At 60.6% G+C, this 21211-nt stretch carries 15 protein-coding genes and 1 pseudogene; 8 read left to right on the plus strand and 8 right to left on the minus strand.

Going from position 1 to position 21211, the window contains the following annotated elements:
* The first annotated feature begins 22 nt into the window (after positions 1-22).
* Complete coding sequence (locus tag ACOYXH_RS15085; protein WP_095124455.1) at positions 23-1414, plus strand: type VI secretion system Vgr family protein; 1392 nt, start codon at positions 23-25, stop codon at positions 1412-1414.
* Positions 1415-1519: 105 nt separating this feature from the next.
* Here ACOYXH_RS15085 and ACOYXH_RS15090 read toward each other — a convergent pair whose 3' ends face one another.
* Positions 1520-2911, minus strand: coding sequence for an FAD-dependent oxidoreductase (locus tag ACOYXH_RS15090; protein WP_320413199.1), 1392 nt, complete (start codon positions 2909-2911; stop codon positions 1520-1522).
* Between the two features lie 72 nt (positions 2912-2983).
* Entirely contained in the window at positions 2984-4309 is a 1326-nt protein-coding gene (locus tag ACOYXH_RS15095; protein WP_095050803.1) for an MFS transporter, read from the minus strand.
* Between the two features lie 281 nt (positions 4310-4590).
* On the opposite strand from ACOYXH_RS15095, the gene ACOYXH_RS15100 reads away from it, so the two are divergent.
* On the plus strand, positions 4591-5469 hold the full coding sequence (locus ACOYXH_RS15100) for a LysR family transcriptional regulator (RefSeq protein WP_095050804.1): 879 nt from the start codon (positions 4591-4593) through the stop codon (positions 5467-5469).
* Between the two features lie 107 nt (positions 5470-5576).
* Here ACOYXH_RS15100 and ACOYXH_RS15105 read toward each other — a convergent pair whose 3' ends face one another.
* Positions 5577-6443, minus strand: a complete 867-nt coding sequence (locus ACOYXH_RS15105; RefSeq protein ID WP_095124454.1) for a LysR substrate-binding domain-containing protein — start codon at positions 6441-6443, stop codon at positions 5577-5579.
* Between the two features lie 112 nt (positions 6444-6555).
* Here ACOYXH_RS15105 and ACOYXH_RS15110 point away from each other — a divergent pair, with 112 nt between their 5' ends.
* From ACOYXH_RS15110 to ACOYXH_RS15120, 3 genes are all read left to right on the plus strand, one after another.
* Positions 6556-7665 carry a 2-aminoethylphosphonate--pyruvate transaminase gene (locus ACOYXH_RS15110; RefSeq protein WP_095050806.1) on the plus strand — a complete coding sequence of 370 codons (1110 nt, stop codon included), beginning with the start codon at positions 6556-6558 and terminating at the stop codon, positions 7663-7665.
* A 145-nt stretch (positions 7666-7810) separates the two neighbouring features.
* On the plus strand, positions 7811-8638 hold the full coding sequence (gene phnX / locus ACOYXH_RS15115; RefSeq protein ID WP_095050807.1) for a phosphonoacetaldehyde hydrolase: 828 nt from the start codon (positions 7811-7813) through the stop codon (positions 8636-8638).
* Positions 8639-8827: 189 nt separating this feature from the next.
* Positions 8828-9376 carry a cytochrome b gene (locus ACOYXH_RS15120; protein WP_095050808.1) on the plus strand — a complete coding sequence of 183 codons (549 nt, stop codon included), beginning with the start codon at positions 8828-8830 and terminating at the stop codon, positions 9374-9376.
* Between the two features lie 3 nt (positions 9377-9379).
* On the opposite strand, the gene ACOYXH_RS15125 is transcribed toward ACOYXH_RS15120, so the two are convergent.
* Complete coding sequence (locus ACOYXH_RS15125) at positions 9380-10306, minus strand: 1-aminocyclopropane-1-carboxylate deaminase/D-cysteine desulfhydrase (protein WP_460065170.1); 927 nt, start codon at positions 10304-10306, stop codon at positions 9380-9382.
* Between the two features lie 200 nt (positions 10307-10506).
* On the minus strand, positions 10507-12546 hold the full coding sequence (locus tag ACOYXH_RS15130) for an NADPH-dependent 2,4-dienoyl-CoA reductase (protein WP_093434064.1): 2040 nt from the start codon (positions 12544-12546) through the stop codon (positions 10507-10509).
* Positions 12547-12754: 208 nt separating this feature from the next.
* On the opposite strand from ACOYXH_RS15130, the gene ACOYXH_RS15135 reads away from it, so the two are divergent.
* Both ACOYXH_RS15135 and ACOYXH_RS15140 read left to right on the plus strand, forming a co-directional pair.
* On the plus strand, positions 12755-13885 hold the full coding sequence (locus ACOYXH_RS15135; protein WP_095124452.1) for a carbon-nitrogen hydrolase family protein: 1131 nt from the start codon (positions 12755-12757) through the stop codon (positions 13883-13885).
* A gap of 3 nt (positions 13886-13888) precedes the next feature.
* Positions 13889-14929 (plus strand): AraC family transcriptional regulator, encoded by a 1041-nt coding sequence (locus tag ACOYXH_RS15140; RefSeq protein ID WP_095050811.1) that lies wholly within the window; start codon positions 13889-13891, stop codon positions 14927-14929.
* Between the two features lie 402 nt (positions 14930-15331).
* Here the strand turns inward: ACOYXH_RS15140 and ACOYXH_RS15145 are convergent.
* Positions 15332-16191: pseudogene (locus tag ACOYXH_RS15145) on the minus strand (DUF2242 domain-containing protein).
* Positions 16192-16283: 92 nt separating this feature from the next.
* Positions 16284-17183: a LysR family transcriptional regulator gene (locus tag ACOYXH_RS15150; protein WP_095050813.1), complete on the minus strand. Its 900-nt coding sequence runs from the start codon at positions 17181-17183 to the stop codon at positions 16284-16286.
* A 118-nt stretch (positions 17184-17301) separates the two neighbouring features.
* Here ACOYXH_RS15150 and ACOYXH_RS15155 point away from each other — a divergent pair, with 118 nt between their 5' ends.
* Complete coding sequence (locus ACOYXH_RS15155; RefSeq protein ID WP_460409748.1) at positions 17302-18507, plus strand: MFS transporter; 1206 nt, start codon at positions 17302-17304, stop codon at positions 18505-18507.
* 831 nt (positions 18508-19338) lie between these two features.
* On the opposite strand, the gene ACOYXH_RS15160 is transcribed toward ACOYXH_RS15155, so the two are convergent.
* Positions 19339-21210, minus strand: a complete 1872-nt coding sequence (locus ACOYXH_RS15160; protein ID WP_095050815.1) for a SurA N-terminal domain-containing protein — start codon at positions 21208-21210, stop codon at positions 19339-19341.
* Position 21211: the final 1 nt, after the last annotated feature.

Below are 21211 nucleotides of genomic sequence, written 5' to 3' on the forward strand. Positions count from 1 at the left end.
TTGCCTGACAGAGCCCGTTCGAATGCTCAATGACAAGGAAAGTCCTTTTACCCTGACCCTGAACGACAGCGGTCTGTGCCTGCCAGTGGTGCGCTTTCACGGCGAGGAAGCGCTCAACCAGCCCTACCGTTTCGATATCGAACTGATCGGTTTGGCCCCCGCCGTGGCGCCGGGCACATTCCTGCACCAACGGGCCTTTCTGCGTCTGGACGACCATCATGGAATCCACGGCGTGATCGACAGTGCCAGTTGCGAACATCGCGGTACGCACCGGATCGGCTATCGCGTGACGGTCGTGCCGCGCTTGCACAGGCTGGCTCAGCCGAGCAAACGGCGAGTGTTCGTGCAACAGAGTGTGCCGCAGATTCTCCAGCAGTTGCTCACGGAAAACGCCCTGCCCGCCGACGGCTACCGGATTGAAATGACTGTCGGCCGCTACCCGATCCGGCCTTTTTGCATCCAGTACGAAGAAAGCGATCTGGCGCTGCTGCACAGGCTTTGCGAGGAGGAAGGCATTCACTACCACTTCGAACACCGGATGGACGGACACGTTGTCGTGTTTGCCGATGACAGCCTCAGTCTGCCGCAAAAGCCGGTACTGGTTCCGTTCAAGGCCTGTGAGCAAACGCCTTCACCCTGCATCGCTTCGCTGTACCAGCATCATCACGCCGCGCCCGTCGCCACGCTGCATGCCGTGCGTAACCGAGGGCAGCGGGCGATCAGCGACGAGGCCGCCAACCACATCACGGCAAATCCCTTGCCGCAGGCATCTTCCCTCGAACAACGACACCACGAACAACGCAGCCGTCGACATCTGGAACGGCAACGCTGCCAGCATCGCACGATCAATGGCCGCAGCGACCGGATCGGCTTGCTCAGTGGACAACTGCTGCAAGTGTCGGCGCATCCGATCAGCCACTTCAACGAACAATGGCGGCTCACCTCGATACGTCATCACGGGCAACATCCGTCGATTCTTGACCCGACCCCACCCCTGCACCGCTACGAAAACGATTTTACCGCCCAGCCCTGGTCAAGCGATTTTCGCCCGGCGCTCAACCAACCGCGTCCAGGCATTGCCGGTTATCACCTGGCGCTGGTGCTGGGACCTGCCGGGCAACCGGCGCAGCTCGATGAACAGGGTCGGGTCGCCGTCAGGCTGTGGCCCTCGGAACATCTGCAAACCCTTGATGACGAGGCGATCTGGCTGCCCATCGCCATGACTCGCGCCAATGGCCGAGTGGCACGGGAGGAACTGCCCTGCGCCGGCAGCGAAGTGTGGGTGAGTTTCCTTGACAGCGACCCCGACCGGCCGATTCTGTGTCTGGGCAACTCACGCAAGCCCACACCTCGCGAACCACCCGCACGTGACAGCCTATTACTCGACTGGCTACTCGACAGCGGCGCACGCTGATCCCTTTGTAAGAGTTGCCGCAGGCTGCGATCTTTTGATTTTGATCTTAAAAACAAGATCGAAAGATCGCAGCCTGCGGCAGCTCCTACATCAACACGCCGTGCTTCAGGCTTTGTCAGCCTTGCCCGCCGCCGCAGCGAATTTCGCCAGGCGCACATCCAGATGCCGAGGACGCCGCCCGTGATCCTCGGCGCGTTCCTTGCGGCGGATGGCGTTGCGCACCATCAACGAACCGAGGTAGCGGATTGGCTCCGGCGGGAAATAACCCAGCGGCCCGTTGACCAGCGGCGAACGGGTCCACGGGTTGTCCAGGCCCTGCACCAACGAAGCAAGAATCTGCCCGCCCATGTGGCACGGGCCGACGCCGCTGCCGGAATAGCCGAAGCCGTAAAACACATTGCCGGCGCTGCTCATCTGGCCGAAGAACGGCAAACCGGTGACCGAGCGATCCGACGGGCCGTTCCAGGTGGCATCGACTTTGACATCGGCAAACGCCGGGAAGAAGTCGGCGAGGCTATTTTTCAGCAGGCCGGCATAAGGCGATGGCTGATCGAAGACCGGCAGCATTCGTCCGCCAAACGCGAAGGTGTTACCGCCCTTGCCGAGCATGATTCGGCCGTCCGGGGTGTTGTGGTAGTAGTGCACGAAAATCCGCGAATCGAGCACAGTGACCCCGCTGGTCAGGCCGATCTGCTGTAACAGATCCGGGCGCGGCTCGGTGATCAGCATGTCGCTGGAAACAATCGCCACGCTGCGTTCGAACTGTGGAAAGGCACGGGCCATCCACGCATTCATCGCCAGCACTACGCGATCGGCAACAATACTGCCGTTCGGTGTTTGCAGGCGTGCCGGGCGCCCTTCTTCCAGCCCGGTCATCGCCGTGTTTTCGTGAATTTTCACACCCAACTGCAACGCCACGCGACGCAAGCCACGCACCAGTTTGCCCGGTTGCACACTGGCCGCCGCCGGCGAGAACCAGCCTTCCAGATGCTTGCTCGAACCGGCCATGCGCTGCACATCGGCCAGCGGACGCTGGGTGAACGAGTTGATACCGTTGCGCTCGAGTGCGGCAATCACCGCATCGGTCGAGCCGACTTGCGCACGGTTGGTTGCGGTGTACAGCGTGCCGTCGAGCCGATAATCGGCATCGACGCCGTACTGCTCACAGAACTCGCCAATCGCGTGGATACTGCGCTCCGATTCCTTGACCAGGCGCACCGCTTCCTCGACGCCAAACAAGCGTTCAAGGGTGAAATACTTCGCCGACCACGACAGTGCACACCCGCCATTGCGCCCACTGGCACCGGCGCCGCAGATGTCCGCTTCGATCAGCAAGACATCGAGTTCGGGGTTTTGTTGCTTGAGCATGATCGCCGTCCACAACCCGGTATACCCGCCGCCGACGATGCACACATCGGCGCGGACTTCGCCTTGCAACGGCGGGCAGGTTTGCGAGGTGTCGGCCTGCAAGGCCTGCTCCAGCCAAAACGGTCTCATGGGGTTTCTCCAAGTCAGATGGCCACGACCCAGCCTGCCGCGAGCGTCGCAGCAGGCCACGAGGCAAGGGTTTCAGGAACGCAGGGGTTTGATCGTCAGCGGGCAATTGGGGATAGAGGCGCGCGGTTCCATCACGCCAACCGGGCGGCTGTTCCAGTGCGGAATCAGCACCAGCGCCGAGAACAGCGCGCAACCGGCGAAGACGATAAACACCGTCACCGAGTCGAAGTAACCCGGCAGCAAACCGCCGAGCACCGCGCCAACCGAGCCGCAGCCGTTGACGAAACCGGCCGCCGTGGCGCCGGCCTTGGCTTTGCCGAAGTCGATCGCGGCGGCACCGCTGATCATCGAGTCCGGCCCATACAAAGTCAGGCCCATGACGAACAGCAGCGCGACCACCAGCAACACACTGCCGGTATGCAACGCGGCCATAAACAGCGCCAGCGTCACGGTCAACGCCAACAGGCTCAACACGCAGGCCGGCATCCGACGGGCGCCGAAGAGTTTGTCCGAAGCCAGACCGATGAGGATCGGCCCGAGCAACCCGGCCAGTTCGAATGAGGTGGGAATGATCGCCGCGCCGACCTTGCCGACACTGGGCATCTGTTCAAAGACAATCACCGGGCCCCACAACAGAATCGCGTAACGCGCCGGTTTCAACATGAAATACGCCAGGCCCAATACCAGCACCGTGCGGTTACGCAGGATTTCCTTCAGGGGCTCCCAGACGCTGAGTTTGCTGTTGGCTTCGGTTTCTTCCGCCGTCAGTTCAGGCTCCGGCTCGACCGCCGGCAAGCCGACATCTTCCGGCTTGTTACGCTGGAAGATAAAGAACAACACCGCCACGACGGCAACCACCACCGCACTGGAAATGAACGCCGCGTGCCAGGTGCCCATCAACGTATACGCCCACCAGCCGGCGAACGGCGACGCTACCAGACCACCAAACGCGTAGCAGGAACTCCATAACCCGAGCACTCGCCCGCGTTGTTGGGAAGGGAAAAAACTGCCGAGGTTTTTGCACAGCCCCGACCATCCAGTGGACTGCGCCAACCCCTGTATCAACATGCAGGTGGCGAAGATCGGCAACGTCGCGTAACTGCCCATCACCAGCGCCGCTGCGGCGGAAATCAGCAAGCCGCCGAGCACCACGACCCGTGGGCCAAAGCGGTCAGCGAGCATGCCCCAAGTGAACTGGCCGAGGGCATAAGCCGCCAGATAAATCGCATCGAGGTTGGCCATGGCCATCTTGTCGAGCATGAAGGTAGGGTCTTCGGCGATGCCCAGTTTGGCCACCGAAAACGCTTTGCGGGTGAAATAGAAAGCGGCGTACGCAAGCCAGGTAATCGCGAAAATCTGCACGCGCCAACGCGCAATGGTGCCGATGTGCTTGTTCATGGTGGTTCTGACCTCAGGGTGTGAGTGTGCCGGCAGAATCGTTAAGAAAAACGCCTGTGTTTTTATTGTTGAGCACTGCGATATCACCCCGTCCCTGTGGCGATATCGGTCAGATGAGTCCTGTTGTTGCACGCACAGGCTCATGGCTACCGTGCGGCCCGAGCGGGCAGTCAGCGATGGCGTGAGCCGATCAAAGCAATTACTGTTTAATAAATAAAATCGATTTATCGTATTTCACACATAAGCTCAGCTTGTTACTGACTAAGCGATCAGGTGACTTCATGTCGGTGTCCCACGCCCAACTCAAAGCCTTCCACGCCGTGGCCGTGCATGGAAGCTTCACCAAAGCCGCCGAGCGCCTTTTTCTCACGCAACCGGCGATATCCGACCAAGTGCGCAAACTCGAAGAGCGTTTCGGCGTTTTGCTGTTTCACCGCAATAAACGTTCCGTACGCCTGACTGACTTGGGCGAACGCTTGCTGGCGATCACCCAGCGCCTGTTTGTGATTGAAGCCGAAGCACAGGAACTGTTGCAGGAATCCCAGGCCTTGCAGACCGGCAGCCTGATTCTGGCAGTGGATGCGCCGGTCCACGTGCTGCCGCAGATCGCGCGCTTCTGTGAGCGCTATCCGGGAATCAGCGTGAAGATCGAGACCGGCAACACCGATGAATCGTTATTTCGCCTGTTCAACTATCAGGCCGATCTGGCGTTGCTTGGCCGCGATGTCAGTGATGAACGCTTGCTGTGTGTGCCGCTGCGCAATGATCCGATGGTCGCGTTCGTGTCGCGCCATCATCCGTGGGCCGAGCGTGAATCGATCTGCCTGGCAGACCTGGATGACACGCCGCTGGTGTTGCGTGAACACGGTTCGGTAACGCGGCAGACGCTGGAAGAGGAAATGGCCCGGGCCGGATTTCGCATTCGTCCGGCGATTCAGGTCGAGGGCCGGGAAGCGGCGCGTGAGGCGGTGGTGGTCGGGATTGGCGTTGGCGTGGTGTCGGCCGCGGAGTTTGGTGCGGACTCGCGGGTGTGTGCGTTGCCGATTGTCGACTGCACCCGACGGTTGACGGAGACGCTGGTGTGTTTGCGCGAGCAAAGCAATCGACGGGTGGTGGCGACCTTCCTCGATATGGTCCGCGACAGCCTCCCCGGTTCCTGATCGTTCCCACGCTCTGCGTGGAAACGCCTCAACGGACGCTCCGCGTTCGGCTTTGGATGGGACGCAGAGCGTCCCAGGCTGCATTCCCACGCAGAGCGTGGGAACGATCACGGGGCGGTTGGCGCCAGGCCAAAGAACGCCTGAATCAAGCGCAACTCCCGTCGCCGCTCCATGCAGCCGATCATGTGCCGATTGACCAGCCCTGCCCCGACAATCGGAATCGCCACCACCCTTGGGTCATGACTGACCTCCACCGAGGACACCACGCCAACGCCCAACTCGGCCGCCACCGCTTCGGTCACCGCCTCACGGCTGTCCAGTTCCAGCAACACGCGAGGATGGATCGACGCCTGCGCACAGGCCTCATCAAATGTACGCCGGGTGATCGAACTCGGTTCGCGCAGCACCATGATCACCTGATCCAGATCCTTGAGTTTCACTTCCCCGGCGCGCATCGCCCACGGGTGCCCTGCCGGCACCAACGCGCAAATCCGTGATTCGCTCAATGCCTGCAGGTGCAGGCCTTTGCGCGGCTCCACTTCGGTCAACACCGCCACATCGGCGTGTTCCGACAACAATGCAGCGAGGGTTTCCTGGGCATTGCCCAAGCGCAGGTTCACCGTAATTCCCGGGTACCGCGCGCGCAGGCTCGCCAACATTGGCATGACCATATGCGGCCCGTCCGCCGCCACTTCCAGTCGCCCGGTGAGTAATTGCCGGTTGGCCTCGAGCATCGTCTGCGCCTCTTCCGCCAGGCCGAACATCGCGCGGGTGATCGCCGCGAGTTTGGTGCCCTCCTCGGTCAGTTCCACCCGTCGCGCGGTGCGCCGCAACAGGGTGATCTGGTAGTGCTCTTCCAGCGCCTTGATGTGCCCGGTAACCGCCGGCTGACTGATGAACAAGCGCGCGGCGGCACGGGTGAAGCTGCCTTCACGGGCCACGGCGTCGAAGGCGCGGAGCTGGAACAGGTTCATGGATAACTCTCACTGATGGCTGGCATAACAACAAACAATTTGATTGATGCAACGGCGAATTGCAACGTATGCCCCGTAGCTTCATCCCACAGCGCTATCCGAGGACACACGAATGAGTATTGCCGAACCCATCCTGCTCACTCCCGGCCCGTTGACCACTTCGGCCCGCACCCGCCAGGCGATGATGGTCGACTGGGGGTCATGGGATGACCGATTCAATCAACTGACTGCCAGCCTTTGCGAACAACTGCTGGCGATCCTCAACGGCGCCGCCACTCACCACTGCGTACCCTTACAGGGCAGCGGCACCTTCGCTGTTGAAGCGGCAATCGGCACATTGGTGCCGCGTGACGGCAAAGTCCTGGTGCTGATCAACGGCGCCTACGGCAAGCGTCTGGCGAAGATTTGCGAAGTGCTCGGCCGCTCGTTCAGCACCTTCGAAACCGCTGAAGATGAACCGACCACCGCCGCCGACGTCGACCGCTTGCTGCGCGCCGACAGCAATATTACCCACGTCGCCCTGATCCACTGCGAAACCAGCACCGGGATTCTCAATCCGCTGCCGGAGATTGCCCAGGTCGTTGAGCAACACGGCAAACGCCTGATCATCGACGCCATGAGTTCCTTTGGCGCTCTGCCGGTGGACGCGCAGAAAGTGCCGTTCGACGCGCTGATCGCCGCTTCCGGCAAATGCCTGGAAGGCGTGCCGGGGATGGGTTTTGTCTTCGCTCGCAAAGAGTCTTTGGCCGCAGCCGCTGGCAATTCGCACTCGCTGGCGATGGACCTGTACGACCAGCACGCTTACATGATGAAAACCGGTCAATGGCGCTTCACCCCGCCGACCCACGTGGTCGCGGCGCTGCATGAAGCGCTGCTGCAATACAACGAAGAAGGTGGCCTGCCGGCACGCCATGCGCGTTATGCCGCCAACTGCCAGGCGCTGATGGACGAGATGGGCAAACTCGGTTTGCGCAGCTTCCTGCCGGCGGCAATTCAGGCGCCGATCATTGCTACGTTCCATGCGCCGCAAGATCCGCGCTACCAGTTCAAGGATTTCTACGAACGCGTGAAGGCCAAGGGTTACATCCTTTATCCGGGCAAATTGACTCAGGTCGAGACCTTCCGCGTCGGCTGCATCGGTCACGTCAGTCCGGGCGAAATGCGCCAGGCCGTTGCAGCGATCGGCGAAGTGCTGCGCGAGATGGAAGTGTTAGAAATCTAACCCACACCAAAAATCCCCCTGTAGGAGTGAGCCTGCTCGCGATGAGGCCGTGCCAGTCGACGAAGATGTTGAATGATCAACCGCTATCGCGAGCAGGCTCACTCCTACATTTGAATTGCATTGCCAACTCAGGAATTTGATCAACATGAACTACGTCAACCCAAACAAGCTGCAAGCCGCGATCCTCGACTGGGCCGGCACCGTGGTCGATTTCGGCTCGTTCGCGCCGACGCAGATCTTCGTCGAAGCCTTCGCCGAGTTCGACGTGCAGGTCTCCATCGAAGAAGCGCGTGGCCCGATGGGCATGGGCAAGTGGGACCACATCCGCACCCTCTGCGATCAGCCGCAAGTGGCCGAGCGTTATCGCAAGGCGTTCGGCCGCACGCCGACCGACGATGACGTCACCGCCATCTACAACCGCTTCATGCCGCTGCAGATCGAGAAGATCGCCGAACACTCGGCGCTGATTCCCGGCGCACTGGAAACCATCGCCAATCTGCGTCAGCAAGGCATCAAGATCGGCTCCTGTTCCGGCTACCCGAAGCAGGTGATGGACAAGGTCGTCGAGCTGGCCGCCACCAACGGCTACGTCGCCGACCACGTGGTTGCCACCGACGAAGTGCCAAATGGCCGTCCGTGGCCGGCTCAGGCGCTGGCCAACGTGATCGCGCTGGGCATCGACGATGTCGCAGCGTGCGTGAAGATCGACGACACCGTGCCGGGCATTCTCGAAGGCCGCCGCGCCGGAATGTGGACCGTGGCGCTGATCTGCTCAGGCAACGCGTTGGGTCTGGACTACGAAGGGTTCCGTGCCTTGGGCAGCGATGAACTGGCCAGCGAGCGCAAACGCATTCACGCGCTGTTCGAAGGCTCGCGCCCGCATTACATGATCGACACCATTACCGATTTGCCGGAAGTCATCGCCGACATCAACAAGCGTCTGGCCAACGGTGAAATGCCGCAATCGAGCTGATCCCTGCCGCTTGCTGCAAAGAAAAACGCCAGTGTCTGCACGACGCTGGCGTTTTTTATTGGCAAGCCCTGACTCAGAGCATTGAAAGTCCGATCAGCCTCAGGCAAATCCGCCAAAGCGGATTACAGTTAAAGCATGCCGTCGGCCAAGAACGGCAGGTTTGAACCCTGATCTGTGAGGAAACACCGTATGCCGTGGACAAGTTCCGAATCCCGCTACAGCACCGTCTCGGTCCTGTTGCACTGGCTGATGCTGGTCCTGTTGGTGCTGGTGTACGCCAGCATGGAGTTGCGCGGTCTGTTTCCCAAAGGCAGTGGCGGGCGCACGCTGATCCGCGAAGTGCATTACATGCTCGGCCTGACCGTGTTTGTGCTGGTGTGGTTTCGCCTGCTCGCGCGCAGCATTGGTCCGGCGCCAAAAATCTTCCCCGCCTCACCGCAATGGCAAACCGTGCTGGCGCGGCTGATGCACTGGGCGTTGTACCTGTTCATGATCAGCATGCCGATCCTGGGCTGGCTGATCACCAGCGCCGAAGGACATCAGGTGATGTTCTATGGTTTTGACCTGCCGCTGTTGGTCGCGGAAAATAAAGATTTCGCCAAGCAGGTTGAGGGCTGGCATGTGCTGATTGCCACGATCGGCTACTGGTTGATCGGCCTGCATGCACTGGCGGGGATTTATCACCACTATGTGGTGGGCGATAACACGCTGCTGCGGATGATGCCCAAGCGCGGCTGAATATCAGCGGCTGGCGCTAAACCCACGCCGGCCCTGCAAGCCTCCGGTGTGGATGAAGATCAGCCGCGTGCCGGGCGCGAACCTGCCTGCCTCGACCTGTTGCTTGAGTGCCAGCAACGCCTTGCCGGTGTACAACGGCTCCAGTGGGACGCCGCTGGCCTGCTCGGTCTGGTCAATGAACGCGAGCAGCAGCGGATCAACCTTGGCAAAACCGCCACGGCTGGCATCGATCAACTCATAGTCGGCAGTGGCCAGTCTAGCTGACCGCATAATCGACTCGACATGCGGCGCCACGCCGTGATCCTCAGGGACTGCCAACGCGCCATAGACTCGGTGCGCACCCGCCTCGGCGAGGATCAGTCCGGCGAGTGTCGTCCCGGTGCCGCAGGCCAGCCACCAACCGTGATAGTCGCTCCAGCCCAGCGTAGGCAATTGCGCTTGCGCCTGTTCCTTGATGGCTGCACAACCGAGCGCCCCTGCAAGTCCACCTCCACCCTCGGGAACCGCTTGCAGATTGGGGTATTGCTCGTGCCAGGGTTGCCAGAATCCCGGCTCGTTGCGCGCGCGATAACCGTCATAACCCAACCAATGCAATTGCATGCCGCACGCCTGCAGATCCAGCACCGTGGGAGTTTCCTGCGCATGCCCGCGCAACAGCCCCACGGTTTTGAACCCGAGCCGTTGCCCCGCCGCTGCCAACGCGTGCAGATGATTGGAATGCGCACCACCGAGACTGATGATGCCCTCGGCACCCATACGGTCGGCGGCTTTGAGGTGTTCGACGAGTTTGAACCATTTGTTGCCGCTGATCAGCGGGTCGATCTGGTCGAGGCGCAGGATGGCCATTTCAATGCCGGCGGTTGCGAGCCAGTCGAGGTGAAGGTGTTCGAGAGGGGCTTGGGGTAGCCAATCGGTGGGAGGCAAAAGCATGGGCGACGATTCGATCTGGACAGAGCCAGCATTCTAGTCGCTCACAAGCCGCCATCGCGAGCAGGCTCACTGTATGTGTAAATGACACAAAACCTGTGGGAGCGAGCCTGCTCGCGAAGGCGTCGTATCAATCGACATTTGCATCGGTTGACACACCGTTTTCGCGAGCAGGCTCGCTCCCACAGGTTCAGCGGTGGAGCTTAAAGTTCAGCAGCGAGGCGCGAGCCTTGGTTGATCGCGCGTTTGGCATCCAGCTCAGCCGCGACATCCGCACCGCCGATCAGGTGCACATTCTGCCCCGCTTCAACCAGACCGTCGTGCAGTTCACGCAGCGGATCCTGCCCCGCGCAAATCACGATGTTGTCCACCGCCAGCACTTGCGGCTCGCCGGTTTCACCGATGCGGATATGCAGGCCTTGGTCATCGATGCTCAGGTATTCAACGCTGTTGAGCATTTGCACCTGCTTGTTCTTCAGACCGGTACGGTGAATCCAGCCAGTGGTTTTACCCAGACCATCACCGACCTTGGTTTTCTTGCGCTGCAACAGAAACACTTCGCGGGCCGGCGCGTGCGGTGCGGCTTTGATCCCGGCCACACCCCCACGGGCCTCCAGTTGCGTATCGATGCCCCACTCTTTCCAGAACGCGGCGCGATCCTGGCTGGTGGCCACGCCTTGGTGAACGAGGAATTCCGAGACGTCGAAACCGATACCACCGGCGCCAATCACCGCTACGCGTTTACCGACCGGCTTGCGCTCAAGGATCACGTCCAGGTAGCTCAGCACCTTGGCATTCTCGACACCCGGAATTGCCGGCACGCGCGGTGCAATGCCAGTGGCGAGGATGATCTCGTCGTAACCGCCTTCCACCAGTTTCGCGACATCGACGCGGGTGTTCAGGCACACCTCGACATTCGTGGTCTGCAACTTGCGTTTGAAGTAGCGCAGGGTTTCGAAGAATTCTTCCTTGCCCGGCACGCGTTTGGCGATGTTGAACTGACCGCCGATTTCGCTGGCCGAATCGAACAACGTCACCTGATGGCCACGCTCAGCCGCCACGGTCGCGGCGGACAAACCGGCAGGGCCGGCGCCAACCACAGCAATTTTCTTGATCTGCTGCACCGGCAGATAATTGAGTTCGGTTTCGTGGCAGGCACGCGGGTTGACCAGGCAACTGGTCAGCTTGCCGCCGAAGGTGTGATCGAGGCACGCCTGATTGCAACCGATGCAGGTGTTGATTTCGTCAGCGCGGCCTTCAGCGGCCTTGTTGACGAAGTCCGGATCGGCGAGGAACGGCCGCGCCATCGAGACCATATCGGCATCGCCTTCAGCCAGAATCTGCTCGGCGATTTCCGGGGTGTTGATGCGGTTGGTGGTGATCAGCGGAATCTTCACCGAACCGCGCAGCTTGGCCGTGACCTTGCTGAATGCCGCACGCGGCACTTTGGTGGCGATGGTCGGGATCCGCGCTTCGTGCCAGCCGATGCCGGTGTTGATGATGGTTGCGCCGGCCTGCTCGATGGCTTTGGCCAGGGTGACGATCTCGTCCCAGGTGCTGCCGCCCTCGACCAGGTCGAGCATCGACAGACGAAAAATGATGATGAAGTTCGGGCCGACCGCTTCACGCACGCGACGAACGATTTCCACCGGCAGGCGCATACGGTTTTCGTAGCTGCCGCCCCAGCGGTCGGTGCGGTGGTTGGTGTGCGCGGCGAGGAACTGGTTAATGAAATAACCTTCCGAGCCCATGATCTCGACGCCGTCGTATTCGGCGGTCTGCGCCAATACCGAACAGGTGACGAAATCGCTGATCTGCTTCTCGATGCCTTCCTCGTCCAGCTCTTTGGGCTTGAACGGGTTGATTGGTGCCTGAATCGCGCTCGGCGCGACTTGTTTCGGGCTGTAGGCATAACGCCCGGCGTGGAGGATCTGCATGCAGATCTTGCCGCCCGCGTCGTGCACCGCGCGGGTGACGATGCGGTGCTTGAGCGCTTCTTCCTCGGTGGTCAGCTTGGCCGCCCCGGAGTACACGCCGCCCTCGTCGTTCGGGCCGATACCGCCAGTGACCATCAGGCCAACGCCGCCACGGGCACGTTCGGCGAAGTACGCCGCCATGCGCTCGAAACCGCCCGGTTTTTCTTCCAAACCGGTGTGCATCGAACCCATCAAGGTGCGGTTGCGCAGCGTGGTGAATCCCAGGTCCAGCGGGGCCAACAGGTGCGGGTAATGAGCGGCGGTCATCGGTAACTCCACAACGAGCGATCACGGAAAAGTTGCGGGCGCTCTGCGGCTCCCGTCAGTCATGTTCGACAGACTAAGAGGCGCATCGCTGTCACTCAATGACCGTAACTGACAACTTATTGATCCAAATGCGCAGCACCCCTTGGCAATCAGGTCCATGGGCCCTACCCTAGTCGCCATACCCTGTACCCGGTAGCTGTTGGTTTTCATGCGCAAACTTTTGTACCTGTTCTTCTCCATGGCCCTCGTCGCCGCCCTGACCACCTACGCCATGTGGGCGGCGGACCGGCCGGCGGGCCATTACCTGTCGGACTTACGCATTAAAGTGGCGGTCGATCAGGGCATCCCCGCCGATCGTGGCAATCTGCTGGGCATCCAGCCCGAGCTGTTTCCCACCGATTATCAAAACCCCGAGCGCTTGCACCGCAAACTCGCAGCCTATCTGCAGCAAGCCCAGGATCAAGGCCTGCTGAACGACAAAACCGTCGTGGTGTTGCCGGAGAACGTCGGCACCTGGCTGCTGCTCAGCGGCGAGAAAGACGAGCTGTATCAGGCCCCGACCCTCGCCGAGGCGATGAACTGGCTGGCGGCGAGCAATCCCTTGCTGTTCGCCCGCGCCTGGCTCAGCGCCAACGGCAGCGACCGCCTCAACGACGCGTACCTGCGGATGAAAGCCAAGGCGATGGCCAAGGATTACCAGGCGCTGTTCGGTGGTCTGGCCAAAGAATTTCACGTGACCCTGGTGGCCGGCTCGATCGTATTACCGGAACCCAGCGTTCGCGATGGCCAGCTCAAACCCGGTAGCGGTGCCCTGTTCAACAGCAGCGTGGTGTTCGGCCGCGATGGCGTGCCGCTGGGCCAGCCGCAACGGCAGATGCACCCGGTATTCGATCAGCGCGAAGTGCTCGAAAGCGCAGACAAACACGCGCTCAACGTGGTCGACACCCCGGCCGGACGCCTTGGCGTATTGATTGGCAGCGACAGTTGGTACCCCGACAATTACCGCAAACTCGACGAGCAAAACGCACAATTGATCGCGGTACCGGCGCAGGTATTCGGTCAAGGTGCGTGGAATCAGCCATGGCGCGGTTACAAAGGTTCAAGCACACCGGGGTCGGTCAGCCTCAAACCCGGTGAAGTCACCGAAGGACAAGCCTGGCATCGGCTGACACTGACCGCGCAACCACCGAGCAGTCGAGCGATTGCCGGCATCAGTGTGTTCCTGCGCGGGCAGTTCTGGGACAAGGCCAGTGCCGGTCAGAGTTTCCTCAGCAGCAACGGTCAGCAGTTCGCCGATGGCGATGCCCGTGGCGCGCGTTTGTTGAACATCTGGTTGTAAGCCATGAAGCCCCTGCCGATGCGCCTCGGGGACCTGTCGGTGGGCTTCGTTCACAGCCTCGCCGACGCCGTGCGCAGTCATGGGGCGGATCCGCAGCCGTTGCTGGAGCAATATGGTCTGGACGCCGCGCGACTGGCCGAGGCCGGGGCGCGTTTGTCGATTCCGCGCTATATGCGCCTGGGCCACGCGGCGATTCAGTTGACCGGTGACCCGGCGCTGGGCTTGCGCATGGGTCAGCTCAGTCGCCTGAGCCAGGCCGGACTGGCCGGCGTTACCGCCGCACAAGCGCCGACCGTGCGAGAAGCCGCGCGCTGTCTGATCCGTTTCGAGGCGTTGTACGGTTCCAACTATCGCGGTCAGTCCAGTTTCCACGAAGATGCCCATGGCGCGTGGCTGCGTTTCTATTCGATCAGCCCGTACAACGCCTATAACCGTTTTGTCGTGGACTCGATCATTGCCGGATGGCTGCATCAGCTCTCCAGTGTCAGCCGCGAACCGCTGCGCGCCGAACGCATTGAAATCGAATTCGATGAGCCGGATTACCGCGAGGCGTACGACTTGCTGGGGGATTGCCCGATCCAGTTCGGTGCCGAGGGCAATCAACTGCGCCTGAGCCTGAACAGCCTCGCACAGCGCAATCCCGAGCATTGCCCGAGTACCTGGCGGCATCTGCTGCAATTGTGTGAACGTGAGCTGGAGCAATTGACTCGCACCCGCAGCCTGCGCGAACGCATCACTCAACTGTTGGGGCCGTTGCTCAATGGTGGCCGGGAACCCGACCTGGAAGAAGTGGCGGCACGCCTGAAGCTGCCGACCTGGACGTTGCGGCGCAAACTGGCCGAGGAAGGCACGCAGTTTCGCGCAATCCTCAATGACACTCGCCGGGACCTGGCGATGACTTACATCCGCGATACCGAACTGGCATTCGGTGAAATCGCCTACCTGCTGGGTTTTGCTTCAGCCGAGGCGTTCCAGCGCGCCTTCAAACGCTGGAGCAGTCAGACGCCCGGCGAATTCCGCCGCAGTCACCGCAAGACGGCATAAACGCAGCTGCAAGCTGCAAGTTAAAGCTCGGTGGCGTCTTCGGCTGGCTCGGGTGGGTCCAGTTCAAAGGCCTGGTATTCGAGCAGCTCTTCTTGATATTCATCCATCGTGTAATCCCCTGCTGCTCTCTTGAATGGGCCTGAGCAAATGCCCAGTGCCTCGAGCTTAACGTGCTCGTATGAAGGAAAAGTGAAACCCGGCCTTCATGAATAAAACGTAGCAGGTGGTCAGGAATTTATCGCAGGATTTTTGTCAGGGGAATGTAACTAGATTTTAAGTGCACCAAAAACCACTGTGGGAGCGAGCCTGCTCGCGAAGGCCTCGGCCCCTTCAGCACATAGGTGACTGAAGGTCCGTCTTCGCGAGCAGGCTCGCTCCCACAGGGTGTGCGGTGAGGTTGGATTATTGGCCGGACGCAGGCATCGCCGGAATCGGCTCGGATGGCGGCGGGATATCCGGGTTGGCCGGTGGCGTGATGGTTTCGGTCGCCGGTGCCGGTTCTGCACTCGGCGCCGGAGTGATCGGCGCGGCCTCTGCCGGTGGCGCAACCGGTTCAGACGTCACGGGTGCGGTCTCGGCAGGTGCGGGAGCGGGCTCCGCTGCAGGCGCAGGGGTTGCGGCGGGCGCAGGCGTTGGAGTCGGCACTGGCGTTGGCGCCAGCGCTGCCGGAGCAGCCTTCGCCTCAGGTACACCCAGGTCAGCCTTCGGCTTCTCTTCAATGTGCGCAGCTTTCTTTGCTTCCGCCGGCAGGAACAATTCCACCAACGTAAAGAATCGCTCGTAAAACTTCTGCGACGTCACCGTCTCGCTGGCGACTTTGACCATCGAATCGTCGGACGAGCCGATCGGCATCGACACCGGCCCAACACCCCCACGCCGAGGCTGGCCGAGTTGTTGGTCTTCTTCAGCGCGTAGCGATCCTGCAGGGCGTTGGCGAACATCGTCGCATGGTGCCCGGCACTGCCGTCATCGGCGCAGACCACGTTGAAGCTGATCTCCATGTGGGTGTCGCCGGTTTGCTGGAAGCTCTTGTGGCCACTGACCAGTTTCGGGTCACTGCTGGTGATGATGTAGCCCTGGCTGAGCAATGCACGGCGCGCCGCTTCGCAGCTGACCGCGTCGGTCACCGGGTAATTGCGCGAAAACGTACCGGAGTCATCGAAGTTCTCATGCTCATACATCGGCTTGTCTTTCGAACAGCCGGCAACAGCGGTCAACAACAGCGCCAACCCGACAACACGCATGGGAGTGGAAATCAACATTGAACATCCTGAGAGAAAACAGTCCGGGGCGTATTGTGCAACAGATCACGCCCCGGCGGCGCATGGATTAGTGTCTTAAAGCAGTTACAACTCTATCGACCTTCAGTTGCGGGAAAAAGTCGCAATGCCAGATGATCGATGAACACGCGCAACTTTGCCGTGGCGTGGCGACTGGATGGCCATAGGACCCAGAACTGTCCGGTGTGTTCCAGATGCGTATCAAGCACGCGACGCAAACGGCCTTGAGCCTCGGCCTCCCGGGTCATGAAATCCGGCAGACAGGCAATGCCCATGCCGGCCAGCGCCGCGTGGCTCACCGCCTCAATCGACGTGCTGACCAACCGTGTCGGCAACGTCGCCTCTGCGGCGCCTTCCACGCGGATCAGCGGCCAGGTTTCCAGTTTGCCAGTGGCATGAAACGTATGCCGAAGGCACGCGTGAGCCGCTAGATCGCCGGGCTTTTGCGGCTCCCCGCGCTGCTCCAGATACGCCGGACTGGCCACTAGCACCATATGAAACTCGCCCAACGCTCGCGCCATCAGTCGGGAGTCTCGTGGTTTGCCGGTGCGGATCACCGCGTCGAAGCCTTCTTCAACCACATCGACCATGCGATCAGTCAAGTCCAGATCCAGTTCAATCTGCGGGTACAACGCCATGAACTCGTTCATCACCGGCATCACTAGGCCATGCACCTGCGGCAGGCTGATGCGTAACTTGCCGTGGGGTTTGGCAGCGGCGTCACACAACTCAAACTCCGCCGCCTCGACTTCCGCGAGAATCTTGCGACACCGCTCAAGAAACAGCGCACCTTCACTGGTCAGCGTGACGCTGCGGGTGGTGCGTTGAAACAGCCGCACACCCAGTCGCGCTTCCAGTCGCGCAATACTTTTGCCCACCGCCGACGATGACACCCCTTGCAGCCGACCAGCTTCGGTAAAACTGCGGGTCTCGGCGACCTGAACAAACACCGAAATACCGCCCAGGCTATCCATACCAATCTCCCATTGCTGACATCCGTGTCCGATATGTTCGGAACCTTAACCCGTTTTTCGCCGATGTGCAGCGCCCTACCCTGTGCTCCTCGTCAACTCTGCACATGGATGCCGGCTCATGAACGACACACAACTCGATTGCCCCACACTTGAACGCCCCGTCGACCGCCGCGAGCGACTCCCCCTCGGCGCGCTACTGGCACTGGCCACCGCCGGATTCATCACGGTCATGACTGAAGCCATGCCTGCCGGCCTGTTGCCGCAGATGAGCAGCAGCCTGAACGTTTCCCAGGCGCTGATCGGCCAATTGGTCACGCTCTACGCGATCGGTTCGATACTCGCTGCAATTCCCCTGACGATCGCCACCCGCGGCTGGCGCCGCAGACCACTTTTGCTGTCCGCTATCGGCGGCTTTGCCATCGCCAACAGCATCACCGCCCTGTCGGAGTGGTACTGGCTGACCCTGATCGCACGCTTTATCGCCGGGGTATTTGCCGGTTTGCTTTGGGCACTGCTGGCGGGATACGCGAGCCGCATGGTCGCCCCACACCTGCAAGGTCGCGCCATTACCGTGGCCATGCTCGGCGCGCCGCTTGCGCTGTCGCTGGGAATACCCGCAGGCACCCTGCTCGGCACCCTGGTCGGCTGGCGTCTGAGCTTCGCCATCATGACCGCGCTGACCGTTGTGCTGGTGATCTGGGTACGCTGGCAAGTACCGGATTTCGCCGGCGAACGCGTGGGAAACCGCCTGCCACTGCGTCAGGTATTGACCTTGCCTGGCGTGCGATCCGTGTTATTGGTCACCCTCACCTACGTCGTCGCGCACAACTTGTTGTACACCTACATCGCGCCGTTCCTGCAACCGTCCGGGCTGGACGCCAATGTCGACCGCGTGCTGCTGGCATTCGGCCTCGCTTCAGTGTTGAGCTTATGGATCGTCGGCAGCCTGATTGACCGCTGGCTGCGCGAACTGGTGTTGATCAGTGCCGGGTTTTTCATGCTGTCCGCGATAGCACTGGGCCTGTGGCGCGACTCGCCCAACGTCATTTACATAGCCACCGCCATCTGGGGACTGGCGTTTGGCGCCATGCCATCGCTGCTGCAAACCGCCTCGGCGAAAACGGCGAAAGAGGCTGCCGATACGGCGCAATCGATGCTGGTTACCCTGTGGAATGTCGGGATAGCTGGAGGGGGCTTGGTGGGTGGTTTGTTGCTGGGAAACCCCGGGGTGGGGGTATTCCCGTGGATTGTTGCTGGATTGTTGGTGTTGACTTTGTATGTGGCGGTCAAAGCTCGGGATCATGGTTTTCCAAGAGCCGGATGAGATCGGATGCCCGGCTGAATTAGCTCCGGTCTGCGGGAAATGGGTCGATTGGCAGGTCGCCTTCGCGAGCAGGCTCGCTCCTACAATTGGAATGAGTACATCCGCAAAAAACAGGTCGGCTGTCAGGCCGCCTTCGCGAGCAGGCTCGCTCCTACAATTGGAATGAGTACATCCGCAAAAAACAGGTCGGCTGTCAGGCCACCTTCGCGAGCAGGCTCGCTCCTACAATTGGAATGAGTACATCCGCAAAAAACAGGTCGGCTGTCAGGCCGCCTTCGCGAGCAGGCTCGCTCCTACAATTGGAATGAGTACATCCGCAAAAAACAGGTCGGCTGTCAGGCCGCCTTCGCGAGCAGGCTCGCACACAGAAGAGCAACAGCAGAACGCATGCGGCTTTTGCTCCTCACCACTCACAGGATGAGCGTTAGCTCGGCTGCAGCTTTTGATCCTGATCTGAAGGCCCGTCGGCAGGCTGAGTGGAGGGCTTGATCCGGGCGTGGGAGCGCAGCGACCGTTTGGCGAAGCCAAACACAGCGGGAGTAGGTGCAGCGAAGCAAACCGGAGACGCTGCGCCCGGATCAATCCCGCAGCGAAGGAACCCCGAGCTTTAGCGAGTGGGCCGAACGTCAGGGCAAAGACCTTTGGTTCCTTTGGGGCGTTTGCCAAAGGGACTCGCTGTAAGAGCGAAACCGCCAACGGCAGCACCCGCAGCAACGGATATTCACCCAAAACCCCAAGAACATGGCCGGCCCAAAGGCCGCCACTACCCAAAGCCCAAAAAAAAACCCCGACCTATTCAGGCCGGGGCTCTCATCACATCTCAGTCAACCATCAAAACCGCTTGATGTCAGCCTGAGCTTCCAACTGCTTGCGATAAGCAGCAAAGTCCTGCTGCCCCTCACGCGAAGCAAGGAAACGACGGTACTGAACCTTCTCTTCATCCGTCGGCGCAGCCGCTTCGTTAACACCATTCAGACGCACGATCATCAGACTGCCATCCGGCAACGTCACGCTGGTGAACGTCGGCTTGTCCTTCGCAGCCGGCTTCGGCATACGGAACAACGCTTGCAGCACCGCCGGATCAACACCTTCCTGACCACGGGTGGCCGCTTCAGTGGCTTTCCAGTTCTGACCATCAACCGCCTTGTCCAACGGCGCCTTGCCATCGCGCAGATCCGCGATCAGCTTCTCGGCCTTGGTCTTGGCAGCCGCGCTGGCGTGCTCTTTGGTCAACTGGGTGCGGATCGCCGCACTCACGTTTTCCAGCGGCAGTTGCGCAGGCTTGAGGTGTTCCTTGGAACGCAGCACGATCACGGTTTCCGGATCCAGCTCGATAGCGGTGCTATTGGCACCTTCGTCGATCACTTCGGTGCTGAACGCAGCAGTAACCACGGCGCGGTTCGCCGCAACACCTTCGCCACCTTCACGGCCGAATGGCTTGGAGGTGTGCACGGTCAGCTTCAGATCTGCCGCTGGCTGAGCCAAGTCAGACGCTTCGAATGCGGAGTCTTCCAGTTGCTTGGTCGCCTCGACAAAACGCTGCTCGACCTGAGCGGCTTTCAGCTCGCGGGTGAGCTTGTCTTTCAGGCTGGCCAGGGTCGGCACTTCAGGCGCTTCCACACCCAACAGCTTGATCAAGTGATAACCGAAGTCGGTACGAATCGGCTCGGACACCTGGTCTTTCGACAAGGAGTACAAGGCTTTTTCGAACGCCGGATCGTAAACGCCAGGGCCTGCATAACCGAGGTCGCCGCCATTGTTGGCCGAACCCGGATCCTGCGAGAACTCTTTGGCCAGCGCTTCAAACTTCTCGCCCTTGGCCAGACGCGCCTGGACGTCTTCGATCTTCGCTTTGGCCTGAGCCTCGGTGGTCTTGTCGTTCACTTCGATCAGAATGTGCGCGGCACGACGCTGTTCCGACAGGTTGGCGATCTCTTTCTGATACGCCGCCTGCAGGTCTTCGTCCTTGACCGCAACCTGATCGAAGAACGAAGACTTCTTCAGTTCTACGTAATCGATGATCACTTGATCCGGAGTCATGAACTCCTTGGCGTGCTCGTCGTAGTAAGCCTTGACCTCGTCGTCGGTCAGTTTGACCGCCGCCGGGTCAGCCTTGACGTTCAGGGTCGCGAAATCGCGGGTCTGTTTTTCCAGACGGGCGAATGCCAGCACTTCGGCGTCAGTGACGAAACCACTGCCCGCCACACCGGCGCGCAGTTGGCCGATCAGCATTTCCTGAGCCAGCATCTGGCGGAATTGCATACGGCTGTAACCCAGTTGACGGATCACCTGGTCGAAACGCTCGGAGCTGAACTTGCCGTCCACCTGGAATTCAGGTGTCTGCAGGATCACTTGGTCCAGTGCGCCTTCGGAGAAAGCGAATTTCGCTTGCTCTGCACCTTGCAGCAGCAGCTTGCGATCGATCAGACCCTTGAGGGCCGATTCGCGCAGCATTTTTTCGTCGAGCAAGGAAGCATCGAAGTCCTTGCCCAGCTGTTGCATCAGCTGACGGCGTTGCATATCAACGGCCTGGCTCAGCTCGTTCTGGCTGATTTCATCACCGTTGACCTTGGCCGCCTCATTCTTGTGAGTCGTGGCCTGGAAAATGGCGTCGAAACCGGTCAGAGCCATCAGTGCAACGATGACCCCGATAATGGTCTTGGCAATCCAGCCTTGTGAATTGTCCCTGATATTCTGCAGCATG

Source organism: Pseudomonas sp. Mb7 (assembly GCF_054790525.1).

What these genes read in the sequence shown, in the direction of transcription:
- ACOYXH_RS15085 (WP_095124455.1), top strand. Translation starts at nt 23, where the DNA reads ATGCTCAATGACAAGGAAAGTCCTTTTACCCTGACCCTGAACGACAGC.
- ACOYXH_RS15090 (WP_320413199.1), bottom strand. Translation starts at nt 2,911, where the DNA reads ATGAGACCGTTTTGGCTGGAGCAGGCCTTGCAGGCCGACACCTCGCAA.
- ACOYXH_RS15095 (WP_095050803.1), bottom strand. Translation starts at nt 4,309, where the DNA reads ATGAACAAGCACATCGGCACCATTGCGCGTTGGCGCGTGCAGATTTTC.
- ACOYXH_RS15100 (WP_095050804.1), top strand. Translation starts at nt 4,591, where the DNA reads ATGTCGGTGTCCCACGCCCAACTCAAAGCCTTCCACGCCGTGGCCGTG.
- ACOYXH_RS15105 (WP_095124454.1), bottom strand. Translation starts at nt 6,443, where the DNA reads ATGAACCTGTTCCAGCTCCGCGCCTTCGACGCCGTGGCCCGTGAAGGC.
- ACOYXH_RS15110 (WP_095050806.1), top strand. Translation starts at nt 6,556, where the DNA reads ATGAGTATTGCCGAACCCATCCTGCTCACTCCCGGCCCGTTGACCACT.
- phnX (WP_095050807.1), top strand. Translation starts at nt 7,811, where the DNA reads ATGAACTACGTCAACCCAAACAAGCTGCAAGCCGCGATCCTCGACTGG.
- ACOYXH_RS15120 (WP_095050808.1), top strand. Translation starts at nt 8,828, where the DNA reads ATGCCGTGGACAAGTTCCGAATCCCGCTACAGCACCGTCTCGGTCCTG.
- ACOYXH_RS15125 (WP_460065170.1), bottom strand. Translation starts at nt 10,306, where the DNA reads ATGCTTTTGCCTCCCACCGATTGGCTACCCCAAGCCCCTCTCGAACAC.
- ACOYXH_RS15130 (WP_093434064.1), bottom strand. Translation starts at nt 12,546, where the DNA reads ATGACCGCCGCTCATTACCCGCACCTGTTGGCCCCGCTGGACCTGGGA.
- ACOYXH_RS15135 (WP_095124452.1), top strand. Translation starts at nt 12,755, where the DNA reads ATGCGCAAACTTTTGTACCTGTTCTTCTCCATGGCCCTCGTCGCCGCC.
- ACOYXH_RS15140 (WP_095050811.1), top strand. Translation starts at nt 13,889, where the DNA reads ATGAAGCCCCTGCCGATGCGCCTCGGGGACCTGTCGGTGGGCTTCGTT.
- ACOYXH_RS15150 (WP_095050813.1), bottom strand. Translation starts at nt 17,183, where the DNA reads ATGGATAGCCTGGGCGGTATTTCGGTGTTTGTTCAGGTCGCCGAGACC.
- ACOYXH_RS15155 (WP_460409748.1), top strand. Translation starts at nt 17,302, where the DNA reads ATGAACGACACACAACTCGATTGCCCCACACTTGAACGCCCCGTCGAC.
- ACOYXH_RS15160 (WP_095050815.1), bottom strand. Translation starts at nt 21,210, where the DNA reads ATGCTGCAGAATATCAGGGACAATTCACAAGGCTGGATTGCCAAGACC.